Origin of the sequence: Sphingobacterium allocomposti, assembly GCF_008124885.1 — a bacterium.
In the GTDB taxonomy this organism is placed as follows: domain Bacteria; phylum Bacteroidota; class Bacteroidia; order Sphingobacteriales; family Sphingobacteriaceae; genus Sphingobacterium; species Sphingobacterium allocomposti.
The window spans coordinates 161,015-176,176 of record NZ_VNHX01000005.1; the positions used below are offsets into that span (position 1 = coordinate 161,015).

Annotated in this window: 14 protein-coding genes and 2 tRNA genes; 9 read left to right on the plus strand and 7 right to left on the minus strand. The window is 45.2% G+C overall.

What is annotated here, in order from left to right:
* The first annotated feature begins 107 nt into the window (after window positions 1-107).
* The 4 genes from ppk1 to BC792_RS05775 all read left to right on the plus strand — a co-directional run bounded on the left by ppk1 (window position 108) and on the right by BC792_RS05775 (window position 4,788).
* Complete coding sequence (gene ppk1, locus BC792_RS05760; RefSeq protein ID WP_148908035.1) at window positions 108-2,177, plus strand: polyphosphate kinase 1; 2,070 nt, start codon at window positions 108-110, stop codon at window positions 2,175-2,177.
* A 127-nt stretch (window positions 2,178-2,304) separates the two neighbouring features.
* Window positions 2,305-2,691: a hypothetical protein gene (locus BC792_RS05765; RefSeq protein WP_148908036.1), complete on the plus strand. Its 387-nt coding sequence runs from the start codon at window positions 2,305-2,307 to the stop codon at window positions 2,689-2,691.
* Between the two features lie 108 nt (window positions 2,692-2,799).
* Window positions 2,800-3,759, plus strand: a complete 960-nt coding sequence (locus BC792_RS05770) for a helix-turn-helix transcriptional regulator (protein ID WP_246154871.1) — start codon at window positions 2,800-2,802, stop codon at window positions 3,757-3,759.
* Window positions 3,760-3,831: 72 nt separating this feature from the next.
* A complete protein-coding gene (locus BC792_RS05775; protein ID WP_170249968.1) occupies window positions 3,832-4,788 on the plus strand; it encodes a glycoside hydrolase family 43 protein in 957 nt (318 codons plus the stop codon).
* Window positions 4,789-4,953: 165 nt separating this feature from the next.
* Here the strand turns inward: BC792_RS05775 and BC792_RS05780 are convergent, their stop codons facing one another.
* The 4 genes from BC792_RS05780 to BC792_RS05795 form a co-directional block, all read right to left on the minus strand.
* Complete coding sequence (locus tag BC792_RS05780) at window positions 4,954-5,427, minus strand: DinB family protein (protein ID WP_148908037.1); 474 nt, start codon at window positions 5,425-5,427, stop codon at window positions 4,954-4,956.
* A gap of 185 nt (window positions 5,428-5,612) precedes the next feature.
* Window positions 5,613-6,212 carry a LytS family sensor histidine kinase gene (locus tag BC792_RS05785; RefSeq protein ID WP_148908038.1) on the minus strand — a complete coding sequence of 200 codons (600 nt, stop codon included), beginning with the start codon at window positions 6,210-6,212 and terminating at the stop codon, window positions 5,613-5,615.
* Between the two features lie 7 nt (window positions 6,213-6,219).
* Window positions 6,220-6,816, minus strand: a complete 597-nt coding sequence (locus BC792_RS05790) for a DUF502 domain-containing protein (protein ID WP_148908039.1) — start codon at window positions 6,814-6,816, stop codon at window positions 6,220-6,222.
* Window positions 6,817-6,830: 14 nt separating this feature from the next.
* Entirely contained in the window at window positions 6,831-9,260 is a 2,430-nt protein-coding gene (locus BC792_RS05795) for a bifunctional UDP-N-acetylmuramoyl-tripeptide:D-alanyl-D-alanine ligase/alanine racemase (protein WP_148908040.1), read from the minus strand.
* A 67-nt stretch (window positions 9,261-9,327) separates the two neighbouring features.
* Between BC792_RS05795 and BC792_RS05800 the strand changes: the two genes are divergently transcribed.
* From BC792_RS05800 to BC792_RS05815, 4 genes are all read left to right on the plus strand, one after another.
* Entirely contained in the window at window positions 9,328-9,807 is a 480-nt protein-coding gene (locus BC792_RS05800) for a regulatory protein RecX (RefSeq protein WP_148908041.1), read from the plus strand.
* A 135-nt stretch (window positions 9,808-9,942) separates the two neighbouring features.
* Entirely contained in the window at window positions 9,943-10,680 is a 738-nt protein-coding gene (locus tag BC792_RS05805; RefSeq protein ID WP_148908042.1) for a DUF6733 family protein, read from the plus strand.
* Between the two features lie 188 nt (window positions 10,681-10,868).
* Window positions 10,869-10,941 (plus strand) — tRNA-Gly (locus BC792_RS05810).
* Between the two features lie 5 nt (window positions 10,942-10,946).
* Window positions 10,947-11,031: transfer RNA gene (locus BC792_RS05815), tRNA-Leu, on the plus strand.
* A gap of 369 nt (window positions 11,032-11,400) precedes the next feature.
* On the opposite strand, the gene BC792_RS05820 is transcribed toward BC792_RS05815, so the two are convergent.
* Both BC792_RS05820 and BC792_RS05825 read right to left on the minus strand, forming a co-directional pair.
* Window positions 11,401-12,255 (minus strand): helix-turn-helix domain-containing protein, encoded by an 855-nt coding sequence (locus BC792_RS05820; RefSeq protein ID WP_170249969.1) that lies wholly within the window; start codon window positions 12,253-12,255, stop codon window positions 11,401-11,403.
* A complete protein-coding gene (locus tag BC792_RS05825) occupies window positions 12,245-12,676 on the minus strand; it encodes a response regulator transcription factor (protein WP_148908044.1) in 432 nt (143 codons plus the stop codon). The genes BC792_RS05820 and BC792_RS05825 overlap by 11 nt, the downstream gene beginning before the upstream one ends.
* A gap of 290 nt (window positions 12,677-12,966) precedes the next feature.
* Here BC792_RS05825 and BC792_RS05830 point away from each other — a divergent pair, with 290 nt between their 5' ends.
* Window positions 12,967-14,205, plus strand: a complete 1,239-nt coding sequence (locus BC792_RS05830; RefSeq protein WP_148908045.1) for a tyrosine-type recombinase/integrase — start codon at window positions 12,967-12,969, stop codon at window positions 14,203-14,205.
* Between the two features lie 105 nt (window positions 14,206-14,310).
* Here the strand turns inward: BC792_RS05830 and ispE are convergent, their stop codons facing one another.
* Window positions 14,311-15,126, minus strand: coding sequence for a 4-(cytidine 5'-diphospho)-2-C-methyl-D-erythritol kinase (gene ispE / locus BC792_RS05835; RefSeq protein ID WP_148908046.1), 816 nt, complete (start codon window positions 15,124-15,126; stop codon window positions 14,311-14,313).
* Window positions 15,127-15,162: the final 36 nt, after the last annotated feature.

Sequence of the window (15,162 nt, forward strand, 5' to 3'; positions counted from 1 at the left end):
TGTCGGAAACGCACGTTGTTAAGTTAATACGATGTTAATATTTTGTTTATATTTAAGACATACACTGGGTCTATATTTAAACGAACAAGCAAGTGGCAAAGAAAAAGATGAATAAAAAATTTATCCCTAGGGATATCAGCTGGTTGAGCTTTAATGGACGTGTATTGCAGGAAGCTGCTGATGAAAGTGTTCCGCTGTCTGAGCGCATCAAATTCCTAGGTATATTTTCCAATAATATGGATGAGTTTTTCCGCGTACGGGTCGCAGGACTAAAGCGGGCGCTCGCATTCAACGAAAAAGAGGCAAGAGAGATCTTTTTTGAGAAACCGCAGTCCATATTGGACGAACTGAATGAGCTGGTTATCAAACAGCAGAAGCAGTTTGACAATACGTGGCTAAAGGTGCAGGAAGAAATGGCACGGCAAAAAGTTTATATTAAAACAGATGCCGAACTAAATAAAGAACAGCAGGCCTTCGTAAAACAGTACTACGAAGAAGAAGTGGAATCAAATGTGATTCCTTTAATGTTGGACGATGCCCGTCCTATGCCTTATCTCCGGGACAAAAGCCTTTACCTCGGTATAGCGATGCGAAAGACAGACTGGGAGTACGAGACCCGCTTCGCGATAATCGAAAACCCGACGAGACGGAACGGCCGATTTCTCTTACTGCCCTCACCGAAGGGAGAGAAACATGTTATCCTGTTAGAGGATGTCATCAAGTTCAACCTGCCTTACATATTTTCGTATTTCGGCTTTGACACGTTTAAGGCACATGCATTTAAAATTACAAAAGACGCGGAGTTCGATCTCGACAACGATATCAACACGTCGCTCGTCGAAAAAATCGAAAAAGGAATAAAAAACAGGCGAAAGGGAAAGCCCACGCGTTTTGTATTCGACAAAGATATGGACTCCTCTCTTGTAGAATTCCTCATCAAAAAGCTGAATCTCACCAAGAAGGACAGTATCATCCCCGGACAGAAAATACACAATTTCAAACATTTCATGGATTTTCCGAAGGTTTTCCGGTCGGAAAGCCGCCCGCAGGAGCGATCGTCATTCGATCACCCTGAATTTGCCGGTCGTCAGCGCATCAGCGATGTCCTCCTAAAAAAAGATATACTCCTGTCCTTCCCTTACCACAATTTTCATCCCATGATTGATCTGCTTCGCGAATCGGCCATGGATCCTGACGTACGCTCAATACATATTACAATCTACCGGATGGCGGTAAACTCGAAAATAGCAAACGCCCTCGTCAATGCGGCCCGGAACGGAAAAGAAGTTGTTGTCATGCTGGAGCTGCGGGCACGATTCGACGAGGAACACAATCTCGAGTGGAAGGAACGATTTGAGATGGAGGGGGTTAAAGTCCTTATCGGCCTACCCAACAAAAAAGTCCATGCCAAGCTCTGCATCATCAAAAAAAGGGTTAATAACCGGACCGTACAATATGGCTTTGTCAGCACCGGAAATATCAACGAGAAAACCGCGAAAATCTACGGCGACTACTGCCTAATGACAAGCAACCGGACAGTTATGGCAGACATCAACAAGATTTTTGCAGCATTAAAAAAGCCAAAACTCGATCTCTTTGAAAGCCTGAAGCCGTGTAAAAGCTTGTTGGTATGCCCTACCAATATGCGCTTGGCACTTCTTGAACATCTTGATAAAGAAATTGTAGAGGCACGCAGCGGGAGAAAGGCACATGTCATTATAAAGGTAAACTCGCTGAGTGATAAAATCCTGATACGTAAGCTTTACGACGCGGCCGAAGCAGGTGTTAAGATCGAAATGATCGTCCGCGGAATCTACTGCGCCGTCAACCATAAGAAGTTCAAAGTGCCGATCAGGGCCATAAGCATTGTTGATGAATATTTGGAACACGCACGCGTCATGTATTTTTATGCCGCAGGAAAGGAAACCGTATATATTTCGTCCGCTGACTGGATGACGAGAAACCTTGATCACCGCGTCGAAGCGGCTGTGCGTATTATAAACAAAAAGATAAAAACCGAACTGATCGACATGCTGAATATTCAGCTAAGGGACAATGTGAAAGCCCGCGTCTTAAACAATGAACTGGATAATACCTACGTAAACAATAATAAATCGCCACACCGTTCGCAGGTCGAACTGTACAAATACCTACAAAAAAAGGTTAAACAGGAATAAGCCGTGGCGCGTCAAAGGAAAACTACCTAGAAGTGTTAAGAGAATGTTAAAGAAAATTTTATAATCGTCTGTTGGCATTTCAATTGTCATATGAATGTGACAACAGAAATAAAAAAACAAGACGTTTATGAAAAGATGTATTAAAATTTTAGGTTTATTGGTGATCGCATTTTTGACGTTTAGTGCGTGCAGTGAAGACGATGATCCGGCAGATAACATTCTTTTTGCCGATCGGTACAAGGGTACAATCAGCTATTCAACAACCGACGATGATGAGGACGTGACCGCTGCGGAAGGAACGGTAACCGTGACTAAGGTTGGAAACCTATACAACTTTGCCTTTTCAAACGGCATTCCGAACATTAATGGAGTTGAGTTTGAACAACGTGGCGACAACTACTATTGGAATATCGGCGGCTCAGCAACCAGTTACATCAAGATCAACGCAGACGAGTTGTTTATTACGTACATTAGGGACGGAAAAACATGGTTTGCTGACTGCGACCGCGACTAGTTAATTGCTGTAAGTTTAGCTAGCTGAAGGCGTCTGTAAACCAGACGCCTTTTTTATTCAGCCATTGCGCACAATTACGGTTAACAATCTCGTCAGTTTTCCATTTTTATGATATCTTTAGCCATGGATATCACCAAGCGCTTTCATCGTATTATTGCTATCTATTTTCAGCTTCAAGGTCGTTCTATTGTTAAAGCACAGGACCTCGCCCAACGTTTTGACGTAAGCGTGCGGACGATATACCGCGACATACGGGCCCTTGAGCAGGCCGGGATTCCCATCTATGGTGAAGCCGGAACTGGATATTCATTAACAGAAGGATACAAACTTCCACCCACAAGCTTCACGAAAGATGAAATCTTAAGCATTGCGGCGTCCGAAAAGCTGATGCAAAAATTCGTCGATCCTGATCTGTTCCGACATTTCAGCACCGCAATCGACAAGGTGCGGTCTTATCTTCGTTACAGCGATAAAAACAACATTATGCACCTGGAAGACAACCTGGTTATGCAGCGTTCCTCCGCTATGTTTAACGAAGCGGTTCCCGATGCGCTGTCCGTCCTCTTCGAGAGCATTTCCTTACAGAAAATCGCCGAACTGACCTATCAAGCAATACACCGGAACGAACCCAACGAACGGCGGATCGAAGCTGTCGGCATATTCCACGAAGGGCATTTCTGGTATTTTATCGCCTACTGTCACTTACGTGAGGATTATCGGCAGTTCCGCATAGACCGGATACAAAAAATTAAGCGGACCGACGACCCTTTCACGCGTAAGCACAAGCCACTGCACTACTACCTTGACAAGAAAGCACCCGCCCCCACGACCAAGGTCCGCGTGCGCGTCAATAAGGATTTTGCACGATACCTGCAGTGGGACCGGATCTATTACGGATTTGTCAGTGAAGAAATAACAACTGACCATGTAGAAATGACCTTCCAATCGAAAAATGTGGAGAATGAGTTCGCGCGGTGGTACCTGATGTTCGCCGACCAGGCCACCATACTTGAGCCGGAAGAATTAAAAGACCACGTTCGGAGCATCCTTACGGCTATCCAACTCTAAGTCCATGGCGCTACATTTTTTTTATTTGCTAAAAGGATTTTATATATTTATAGCTGTCACTAACTCTTAGATATGAACAAGACAAAATCATTAGTAATGCTGGGCATGATGCTGGGCGCAACTGCGTTCGCACAGCAGAACCCCGTTTTTCCCGGGTGGTATGCCGATCCCGAAGGAATAGTCTATAACAACACGTACTGGGTATTTCCGACTTATTCAGCTCCTTACGAACAACAGGTATTCTTCGACGCCTTTTCTTCAAAAGATCTAGCCAAATGGACAAAGCATACACGTATTATCGATACAGCTGAAGTAAAATGGGCTAAAAAGGCGATGTGGGCTCCCAGCGTTATCGAGAAAGACGGTAAATATTACCTGTTTTTCGGAGCGAACGACGTTCACGAGGGAGAAGTAGGCGGCATCGGTGTGTCGGTTGCCGACAAACCGGAAGGTCCCTATAAGGATCTGCTTGGCAAGCCTCTTATTAATGAGATTGTAAACGGGGCACAGCCCATCGACCAGTTTGTGTTTAAAGATAAGGACGGGCAATACTACATGTTCTACGGCGGGTGGCGTCACTGTAATGTGGTAAAGCTTAGCGACGACTTCAAAAGCCTGATCCCGTTCGAGGATGGCAACATCTATAAGGAGATCACGCCAGAAAATTATGTCGAAGGGCCATTCATGTTTATCCGCAACAACAAATATTACTTCATGTGGTCTGAAGGTGGTTGGGGCGGGCCCGATTATAAAGTGGCCTACGCCATTGCAGACAGCCCTTTCGGTCCGTTTAAACGTATAGGCACCATCCTGGAGCAGGATCCCGAAATTGCCACCGGTGCAGGGCATCACTCCGTTATCAAGGTGCCCAACGAAGATGTATACTACATCGTATACCATCGAAGACCGCTGGGAAAAAAGGGGGCAAACGAAAGGGAGACTTGTATCGACCGCATGACCTTCGATGAAAACGGGTTTATTAACCCCGTGAAAATGACGTTTGAAGGCGTAAAACATAAATTACGGTAAGTGTACAGGCACGCGATTTAAAATCAGGTTTGCCGCGCCAGCATGTCGAAATGTGGCGCGGCAAAACAATTTAGCCTTCTACTCTACCGCCGGACGGCATCGGGCTAAAGAATGACCTATCAAGGAGTTTTATAATAGGTCCGCTGAGGGTCCCCGAAAGACTGCCTAGTATCTGTCCCAAAAGAAAGGGGGCTCGATGCCTAATGCCCGGAGGTAGACATACCCCTGCGCGCGGTGGTGAATTTCGTTGTCTATAAAATAGAGCAGGTTGCTATAGATCGGAAATTTATATTCACCGAAAAGATTATGCTCTTTATGGAAATCCTCCTCTGGAATCTGGTTATACAATGAGATAATTTTCGGTGTATCTTCGTCCCATCGCGCAAGAAGAGCCGCCTTGCTATTCAGACCCAGATCATGGTCGTACGGCTTTTCATCCTTTTGCACAATGCCACGTAATCCCGGTTCGGCTATGGACAACAATTCCATCACCAGCTCCGAAAACGGACGCATCCCTCCTATGGAAAATTCGAAAAGCTCTTTTTCCGGAAATTTTTCCAAGGTTCTTTTTGTTAAGGTACGGTGGCCCAACCAATGTTGCAGCAGCTCTTCTTTGGTTAAAATTACTGAATCTTTCATATGACTAATATATAAGTGTTTCACAATGGTCATCCATGCTGAATGACAAGACCAAAATTACACTTAACTCTGACAACAGTCTGTCAGTAATAAAACGCTGTTCCTTTTTTTTTCAGAAAATGTAAACCGCCACGTCTTCACCGCCGCATTACTTCCACCGAGCCGGGTCCGCCCACCGGCCCGCATTACCAACGGATCTGCAGAGTCGCTTTGAATGTATTGCTGTTGCTGTTGGAAAACAACGTATGTCGATCGGGAAATAGCGATAACAGCCGGTTTCTATAGCGATGAATAATCAAAGTTTCGCCCTGGGAAGCCACATAATGATTAATCCGGTTGCTTACCTCCACCGTAAGCATCTTTTCGAACGCCCGCACTTTAATTTTCAGCGGATATCTCTCCATGGAGTTGTATCCATATTGAAGTGCATTGCCGACCAAAGGAAAGATCACCAAAGGAGGCACCATTTTGGTGCAGTCAACCGCAGGATCAAATCTGATAAATAAATCCTGCTTTTCACTGCCCTGATATAGGTCGAGATAGGCAGCAAGCAGATCAAGTTCCTTTCCGATGGAAATGACTGTATGCATATCAAGCGCAAGCATTTCCTTTAGAAAAGCGGTGTATTTCGTCAGGATATCCGGAGAATCACCTCCTTCTAAAACACGTTTTGCTAGATGCGTGTCCATTCGGGCTTCCAGAAAAGAAAGTTCGGCTTCCAGGCCGGCCTTCGCCATATCGACTTCTATTTTGCTACCGAAAATCTTATCTAAAAAGGCAGTCATAGCGAGATTATTCCAGACCTGTAACGCCGCCCGACACGACCAGCTTCATTGCATCCGTAGCACTCATATTTAGCCGCACCACATTAGCCGCTTTTACAACGACTACCTGTCCGGCAACAGAATACGAATACGGGAAATAGACAATAACCTCATCTGGTAAGCCTATTTTTCCGAGGTCGCGCTGCGTGAGGAATCCTATTTTCTTTAAACCGGTCTCATTTACGACAACAAGCACCGGCTCGTTGAATTTTTTTGCATCTCCGACAAAAGCCTCCGTAAAATCTTTTATCGAAGAATAGAGCGTGTTAAACAGCGGAATCTTGTTGATAGTACGTTTAAGCCAGGCACGTATCGGCTCGGTGACCAAATTCGTAAAGGTCATGCCCACCAGAATGAGCATAATCAGCACCGTCAGAATACCTATGCCGGGAATATACAATGGATGACCGTGCTCGTCCTCGAGAAAATGTGTGGTGAGGTTCAACGCACTATCCATCGAGGCTACAGCCCATAAAATCAAAAAAACCGCTCCTGCAACAGGAACAACAACGAGCGCACCCTTAATTAAATAGTACAACAGTCTCTGCGAAACTTTCTTCAACATGCTCTTCTTTAAATTTAATCGTAAAAATACACTCTTTTTACGCGCGATGAAATATTTACCAACAATTCATAGGGAATAGTTCCAATCGTCTCCGCAGCCTTGAGCAGGTCTGGAAAAACAATAACTTCATCCTCCTCGTGCGCGAAGATATCGGTGACATCAAGCATACACATATCCATACAGATAGAACCGACAGTCTTGACAGTCTGTCCGTTGATAGACATTTCCCCGACCCCGTTGCCAAAACGCCGGTCGTACCCGTCGGCGTATCCTATTTTTATCGTCGCTATCCGGCTGTCGCGCTGCAGTACGCCTTTCCGGTCATAGCCGACTGTAGCTCCGGCCGGCAGCTCTTTAATTTGGGTAATCGTCGTTTTTAACTGGCCAACGGCCTCCAATGATAACTGGCCGGACATATCTATACCGTATAGTCCTATTCCTAAGCGAACCATATCCATATAAGCCGACGGCCAGCCGGCAATGCCCGAAGTATTGGCTATATGACGGATAAAATCATACCCCAAACGCTCTCTAAGGAAAGCGGTACTGTCGACAAACAGCCGGATCTGCTCTTCCGTAAACGCCTTATGTGTCGCGCTGCCAGCGGCCGCTAAGTGAGACAGCACGCTCCTTACACGCGCCTGCCGCGAATGCTGAAGAACCTCCGACAGCTTCGTCAGCTCTTCCGGCAGAAACCCCAACCGGTGCATTCCCGTATCAATCTTAATATGTATCGGAAAATCTTCGATCCCCCTGGCGGTAAGGAAATGCAGCAAAGCGTATAAAACACGAAAGCTGTACACCTCCGGCTCCAGTTGATAGGACACCAGCGTCTCAAAAGCGCGTTCGTCGGGACTCAGAACCATGATCGGTAGCTCTATACCATGTTGACGAAGCTCTGCTCCTTCGTCAGCAAATGCTACGGTGAGGTAGTCGACCTTGTTAAACTGAAGCAGGTTGGCTACTTCGTAACTGCCACTTCCATAAGAGAAAGCTTTCACCATGGCCATCATCCTCACATCCGGCGGTAGCATCGACCGGTAGGTTTGCAGGTTATGCTCCAAAGCCTTCAGATTGATTTCGAGCACAGTCTCGTGCGACTTCGCCGAAAGCAGATTACTTACATCTTCCAGATGATACGCGCGGCTTCCTTTAATCAGAATGGTCTCATTCCCAAACGACATATCTTTGAGTGCGCCAAGCAGTTGCTCCGTCGTTTCAAAAAGGAGGACCTCGCCTTTGATATGCGCTTCCAGAAAGAAAATCCCTTTTCCGACTAGAATGGTCCGGTCGAGCTGTTGAAGCTCCATCAGGCTGGCCAGTTTAGACCTAAGATGTTCGTTCAGGCCCTCCATATCCGAAAGTATCAACGTTTTCTGTTTGTATTGCCTTTGCTGATATAAAAATTCCAGGGCTATTTGCAACGACGCCAAGTCGTTAGAGTATGTATCGTCGATGATGGAACTATTATTCTTTCCCTTTTTTAGCTGTAGCCGCATGTCTAATGGCCTGAGCGCGGAAAGTCTGTGGCCCACCGTCTTCAGCGGGTATCCCAATAGCAAAAGGGTTGTGACGCAGATAAGGGCGTTCTCAAGCGATGCCTTATCCTGAAACGGGACTGTCAGCGTAGCTACCTCTTCCCCGAACGCGATCTGTATAGCCGTCTTACCATGTCCCTTTTCATAGGTTTGCAAAATATGTACCGAATCGGATTCTTCTTGCCCATAACTAAATTTGCGCGTCGGGGCCGGCAGAAGTGAGCGTATTCCGTACTGCGATGCAAAAACCACTGTATCACAATTGCTAAATAGGCACAACTTCTCCTTGAGCTTTACGTCCTTCGAGGCAAAGCCGTTTGCATGCGCGAGCCCAATATTGGTAAAAATCCCGATATCAGGCTTGATCATGTTCTCTAAAACAGACATTTCTCCGGGCCGGCTGATACCGGCCTCGATGATTGCATAGTCGTATTCCGCAGATAGATTCCATAGCGACAGCGCGACGCCCAGCTGGGAGTTGTAGCTCTTAGGACTCTGATATACCTTCTTGTCCGGTTGCAAAAGTTGGGTAAGCCACTCTTTAACAATTGTTTTTCCGTTGCTGCCCGTGATCCCGATAATGGGCTTCGTAAATTGGAGACGATGAAATCCAGCCAACTCCTGCAACGCAGAAAGGGTATCACGAACGACAATGAAATTAGCATCACCGTAAGACGCGAAATCAATATCTTTCCTTGACACCACAAAAGAACGAACGCCTTTCCTATAGGCGTCAGCTATAAAAAGATGCCCGTCCCGCACATTTTTTAACGCAAAGAAAAGGCTATTAGCCCCTTTTCGGATTTTTCGGCTGTCGTATGCCAGCTCGGAAATTTCCTGTTCTTCGTCATAAATCCTGCGGTCGTCGTGTTGTATAATAGAGAGGATGGCTGCTACTGTATACATATAAATTGCTCTAGACAAATTTCATCAATATTTTCAATAACTGTATCATTTTTTGAAGATTTGCAACATGGAGGAATCAAACGGACGCAAGAAAACGCTAACACCTCAACAGGCGAAGCTTAAAGCGGAGAGCTACTGCGCATACCAAGAAAGGGCACAGCAAGAGGTTCGGGACAAACTGTATGAGTGGGGGCTTCATCATGACGAAGTGGAAAATATCATGACGCAGCTAATCGTAGACAATTATTTAAACGAAGAGCGCTTCGCCAAGGCGTTTGCACTCGGAAAGTTCCGAATGAAAGGATGGGGAAAAATAAAAATTAAGCAGCATTTAAAAGCAAAACGCGTCTCCCCCCCTTTAATTAAAATCGCGTTGGAAGAGATTGATCTGGATGAATACGAAGAAAAACTCAAAGAAATCATAAAAAAGAAGACAAATAAGCGCACAACGAACCTTTCTTTAACAGAAAAAGCCAAATTGATACGATATTTACAATCAAAAGGATATGAAAACGAAATAATATTTAATATTATATCAAAGGAATAGCCTTATTTCAGACACAAAACAAAGACAACATCAATTATTTTACATTTTTTTCAATAAAAAAGTTGGTTTTATGAAAAAATGATCTATTTTAGCATCAATTAATTTACTAAATACAAACTAACTACCAATTTTTTTATGAGAAAGAACAGTTTATTAAAAAAAATCGCGGGTATCGCAGCGTTATCTACTTGTCTTTTATCCGCTTCGGCGCAGGAATCTGACGCAACATTCTCGTTAAGCTTGACTTCGGACCAGTTTTTTGGCGTGGCACCGAGCGCCGGAGTGGAATATAAGCTTTCGAATAAGGTGGGTGTGTCGGCCTACGGAATATTCTGGGGTGCGGGCACGGCAGGCGCCTGGGGAAACTGGACAGAATTCGGCGTCGGTGCAAATTTCTATTTAGCAGAGGGAATCACCTTAAACCCAAACCTCGGTTTTACGTTCGGAGACCTGCTTTCTAAAGGTGCTACCTCGGGACAGCTCGGTGGTATTGCGGGCGATGGGATAGTACCTAATCTATTCTTTAACGTAGACAAAACACAATTCGAAAGTGAGGTCTACGTGGGGTACTATCATCCCCTGCGCAACGAAGCTCCGGAGGGCGCCTCGACACTGGCTTACCTGCATTATTGGGCAAATGCCGGATATAAAGTAAACCCAATTTTTTCATTTGGGGCACATTTCGAACATCTGAGACGTACCAAAGATGACGTGAACGGCAAATTGGATTACTACCAGTGGCTTGGCCCCTATATCCAGCTCAGTGTTCCCCGCGTATCCAGCTTCATCAGGCTTTCAGCCGGTCCCGAGCTTAAAAACGGACTTCAATCGAAAGATTCATTTTATAAATTATCCACAGGCTTTAGCTTCTAGCCAAACACATACCATAACACGCAGGAAAGTAGCCTCTTGCTACTTTCCTGCTTCTTTTAGCGTTATCAGAGCAACATCCACCACGCAGCTCCATCGATTCCTCCAGCCCGGTGAATATAACGTATAACCTATATTTTTCCTTTTATTTTGCACTCGCCATCAATTCTTCTATATTTGCACCACGTCAAGCGAAAGTAGCTCAGTTGGTAGAGCACAACCTTGCCAAGGTTGGGGTCGCGAGTTCGAATCTCGTCTTTCGCTCAGTTGCCTAGGTGGCGGAACTGGTAGACACGCAGGACTTAAAATCCTGTTCCTGTTAAAGGAGTGCGGGTTCGATTCCCGCCCTAGGTACACAAAGACCGCTTATATGTATAAAGACATATAAGCGGTCTTTGTTTTAATAAATGGCGTTCGGCAAAAACGAAGCGTCCCTCCGCTACCTGGAAATCAGAAAACAGAATAGGCAATTTGCTGCGATAACTTTAGATAATGTATTAGAATATATGATAATGAGTTTATCGTACAGCCTTTCAGGTAACGACGACAGTGTCGAAAAAATAAGTACAGAATGGATGGCTCCATTCTGTACTAACCTATGAAATTTTGTCATGATGGCCATGACAGAAGCAAAAATAATTGACCGCGAGACACAAAAATATGTTCGGTCGGGAATTTAACATGTAAAAAACACCAGTGGCAGGAAGTCTTCCACTGTAAATGCTACATAGCGTAAAGCCGGAACATCGTGGGCGTTTTACCGGTGTGCTTTTTTACAAAATGACGGAAATTGGATTCTTCTGTAAAGCCCATCGTATAAGCTATTTCGGCAATCGACATGTCGGTGTTTCGGATATACCGCAGCGCCTCCTTTAAAACGATACCACGAATTATTTCTTTTGCTGTCTTCCCTACGCTTCTTTTACATATCAGCGACAGTCTCCTAGGACATATATTCAATTTTCCGGCGTAATATCCAACGTTTTGTTCCGTCCGGTAACTTTTATAGATAAATGTCGTGAACCTATTTACAATCCCCTGATCAGTAACTTTCTCCAACGGTATTAAACGTTGCGGAGCCTGAAACGAGTCTATCGCAAAAATCAGCATCCATTCAACAAAGTTGTGAAGTGCAGCTTCATGAACATCAGCTTCCAGTCTACAATACCCCATCACCTTTGCTTCCCAACGATTTAAGATAAGCCGGTCTTCTTCGGCTACATCGACCGCACGAAACATTCTTTCGCCATCAAAGAAAATCTCCGAATTCAAAAGAAGGCAGTCCTTCAGCGACCGCTCGTAAAAACGGCGCGTAAAGGTAATAAGAAAACCGCCGTCGCCCGGATATCGCAGCTTGATATTGCGACCCGGCCCGATAAACAGCAGCTGATCAGCTTTGACATCATGCCGATCGCCATCTATGAACAGAGAAAAAGGCGCTGCCGGCCTCACGATGGTGAAAAAGTCTGTTTTTGATAACTGCCCGTGGAGTTCATACAGCCTCCGGCTTTCTAATCTGTCAAATTTAAAGTCGGAATCTTTAACGTCCGCATCAGGATACAGTACTTTAGCTAACATGACCATCTAAAATTGTTGACAACATTAAAGAAGTTTCCCCTTTAGAAAACACTTCCAAAACACCAGCCTCCCGTAATACGTCAGACCATATGTCGAGTTCACTGGCTGTATAGAGATATATTTTCATCTCGGGAAATTTAAAGTGGATAATAGCGGCAGCGGTTAATCCGGTTACACCACCCATCTCCATGTCCAGGATACAGACATGAACCATTTCATTGTGATTAGACAATTCCCGGAGCAGTTCTTCTCCACTTTCGGCAGCAATAGACAACCGCGCGTCCGGGCGGAAAGCGATAAGTGAGCGGAGCAACTGCCGCTGAAAGGCGCTGTCATCTGCAATGGCTACACAAACCGGCCCCGTGAACGCGCCGGAACTTCGGAAAACCTCCCTTTGCGGATTCGTACTCTTTATCTGCATAGATACGTGACATTGAAAATTTTACTATTGGTCTTTAAAAAGTAGTCTAACGCAGACTAATATTTTTTTTTATTAGCTGATTATCAACCCGTCTAAAATCTCCTGAGGAGCCCATCCGACATACAGATGTTTTCGAGGCGCCACACCTTTCCTACCAAAAAAATGGATATATCAACAAAGGTTGGATAATTAGAGATATATAACTAACTTTGGTATACTACAAAAGTAGTCTGCGTTAGACTATTCATTTTATATACTTACTTTAGCCTCAATCTTCTAAAAGTACACCTATGAATCTGAGTTTCTACCTTGACCACACGGGAGGAATAAGAACAATATTCCTTCAATTGGCTGATAAAAACCGTGAAATACACATTCTTAACACCTTTCTGAAAATTCCACACGCGGAGTGGGATGCTGAAAAAATGCGCCCCCGGAACATCTATCTAAAAAGATACAAGACAGTCAACAGAAAGCTCGACAGAATAAAAATAGCCGTAGCCGGATACCTGAATGAAATCTCCCGAAGAAAGGAAAAACTCTCAATCATACGGGTAAGACGTCTGATCAAGACAGCGACTGGAACGGTGGAGCAGCCCATACCTGAACGTGGCTTATTGAGTTTTATGGACCAGTACATTCAATCCAGGGCACATCTGATCTCACCATCAACCTTTAAGCGGTACATGGTTTTCTTCCGGCTGTTAGAACGCTTCGAAGGATACCGGACGAAACACCTGTTGCTTGAGGAAACCAACGCCAGTTTTGTACGGGAGTTTCTGGAATTCGGAGAAACCGAAGCATATTGCCAAAGCACCCTCTACAGGACCGTACATTTCGTAAAGACAGTCCTAAACTACTTAGAAAAAAGGGGCGTACGCACTTACGCGTACGAACTTGAGCTTCCTAAACTCAGAACAAGAAGCAATATTGTCACCCTTTCTGAAGACGAACTCATACATATAAAAAAGACGGAAGTACCAAAAAGGCTCCAGGCTGCGAAAGACTGGCTGATGATCAGTTGCTACACCGGACAACGCATCTCCGACTTTATGAATTTCGACCTTGGCAAAGTGGAAATTCTCGATGGGAAAAAGTACCTGTCCTTCATACAGCAAAAGACGCAAAAAAATATCTTTCTTCCCATACATCCTGCTATTCAGCTGATTATGGCCAAGAACAGACTCGGCTTTCCAGCCAAACTGGCTACGAACAATTATAACACGCATATTAAGGAAATCGCCCAGTTGGCCGGGATCAACAAACTGGTCAAAATAAGGAAGAGGCGCGGTTTCCGGGCTGTAGAATCTTACGTACCCAAATGGGAAGCAGTATCCAGTCACATCGGAAGACGAAGTTTTGCATCCAATTTCTACGGCAAAATTCCGACAGCCTTACTCATGGAAGCAACAGGTCACTCTACCGAACAGATGTTTAAGAGATACATCGCCGATATAAACACGGATCGCGGCAAGACACTGGGAACATATCTGGAAGAAGCATATAAAGAAAAGTTCCATGCCGCATGACAGAAGGTGACATCATAAGCAAAAAATAGCCCTGTCCACCGGTAAGGAAACAATAGATGGACTAACGCTCGCTCCTCATTCCCGAACCGGGACTACCTCGGAGGGCTAAAGAGAGGTCGGGTAGATGACGGTTCCCAGGTGTTTAAGGTCATCCAGGTTGATTTCTTCGGAAAAGATACCGTAGACGGCCGATCCCGAGCCTGACATGGCAGCATACAGCGCTCCCTTCGCGTACAGAGCCAGCTTAGCTTCCCGGACAACCGGATACATCTCAAAAATGTGCTCCTCGAAGTCGTTTTTGATATAGTATTTCCAATTCTGAACAGGTAACTGGATAAGGTCTGTTAGGGGCTCAGAAGGTACCTTCGGTGTGATCCCGCGGTAAGCCTCGGCCGTAGAAACGTGCACTCCGGGCTTTATGAGAACGATGTACTTTCCAGTCAGGTCCAAAGTAATAGGCGAAAGATTAGTGCCTATGCCCGTCGCGAACATGGGCTTGTTATGCACGAAAAAGGGACAGTCTGCTCCCAGCTTCGACGCTTCCAGCTCGAGCTCCGTAAAAGACAGCCCAATTCCAAACTTTTCGTTCAGCATTTTCAGAACCGCTGCAGCATCCGATGAGCCCCCTCCCAACCCCGCTCCAAACGGTATCTGCTTGTGCAAATGAATATGCACACTGGGTAAACTAAACCTTTCCGACAGCAACCGGTACGCCCTAAGGCACAAATTGTTATCATCAGGAAGCAGATCGATTCCGGTGATCTCCAACGTCGCCCCCCCCCCGTCCTTCCTGTCCGTTATTTCGAGGATATCATAATAGGGGAACGGCACAAAGACGGTTTCAAGAAGATGGTATCCATCCTCCCGCCGGGCGGTGACGTTCAGACCAATATTAATTTTCGCGTTCGCGTAAGAAATCATATACAATATTAATTAACTTCTGACAAAGTTGGGTCG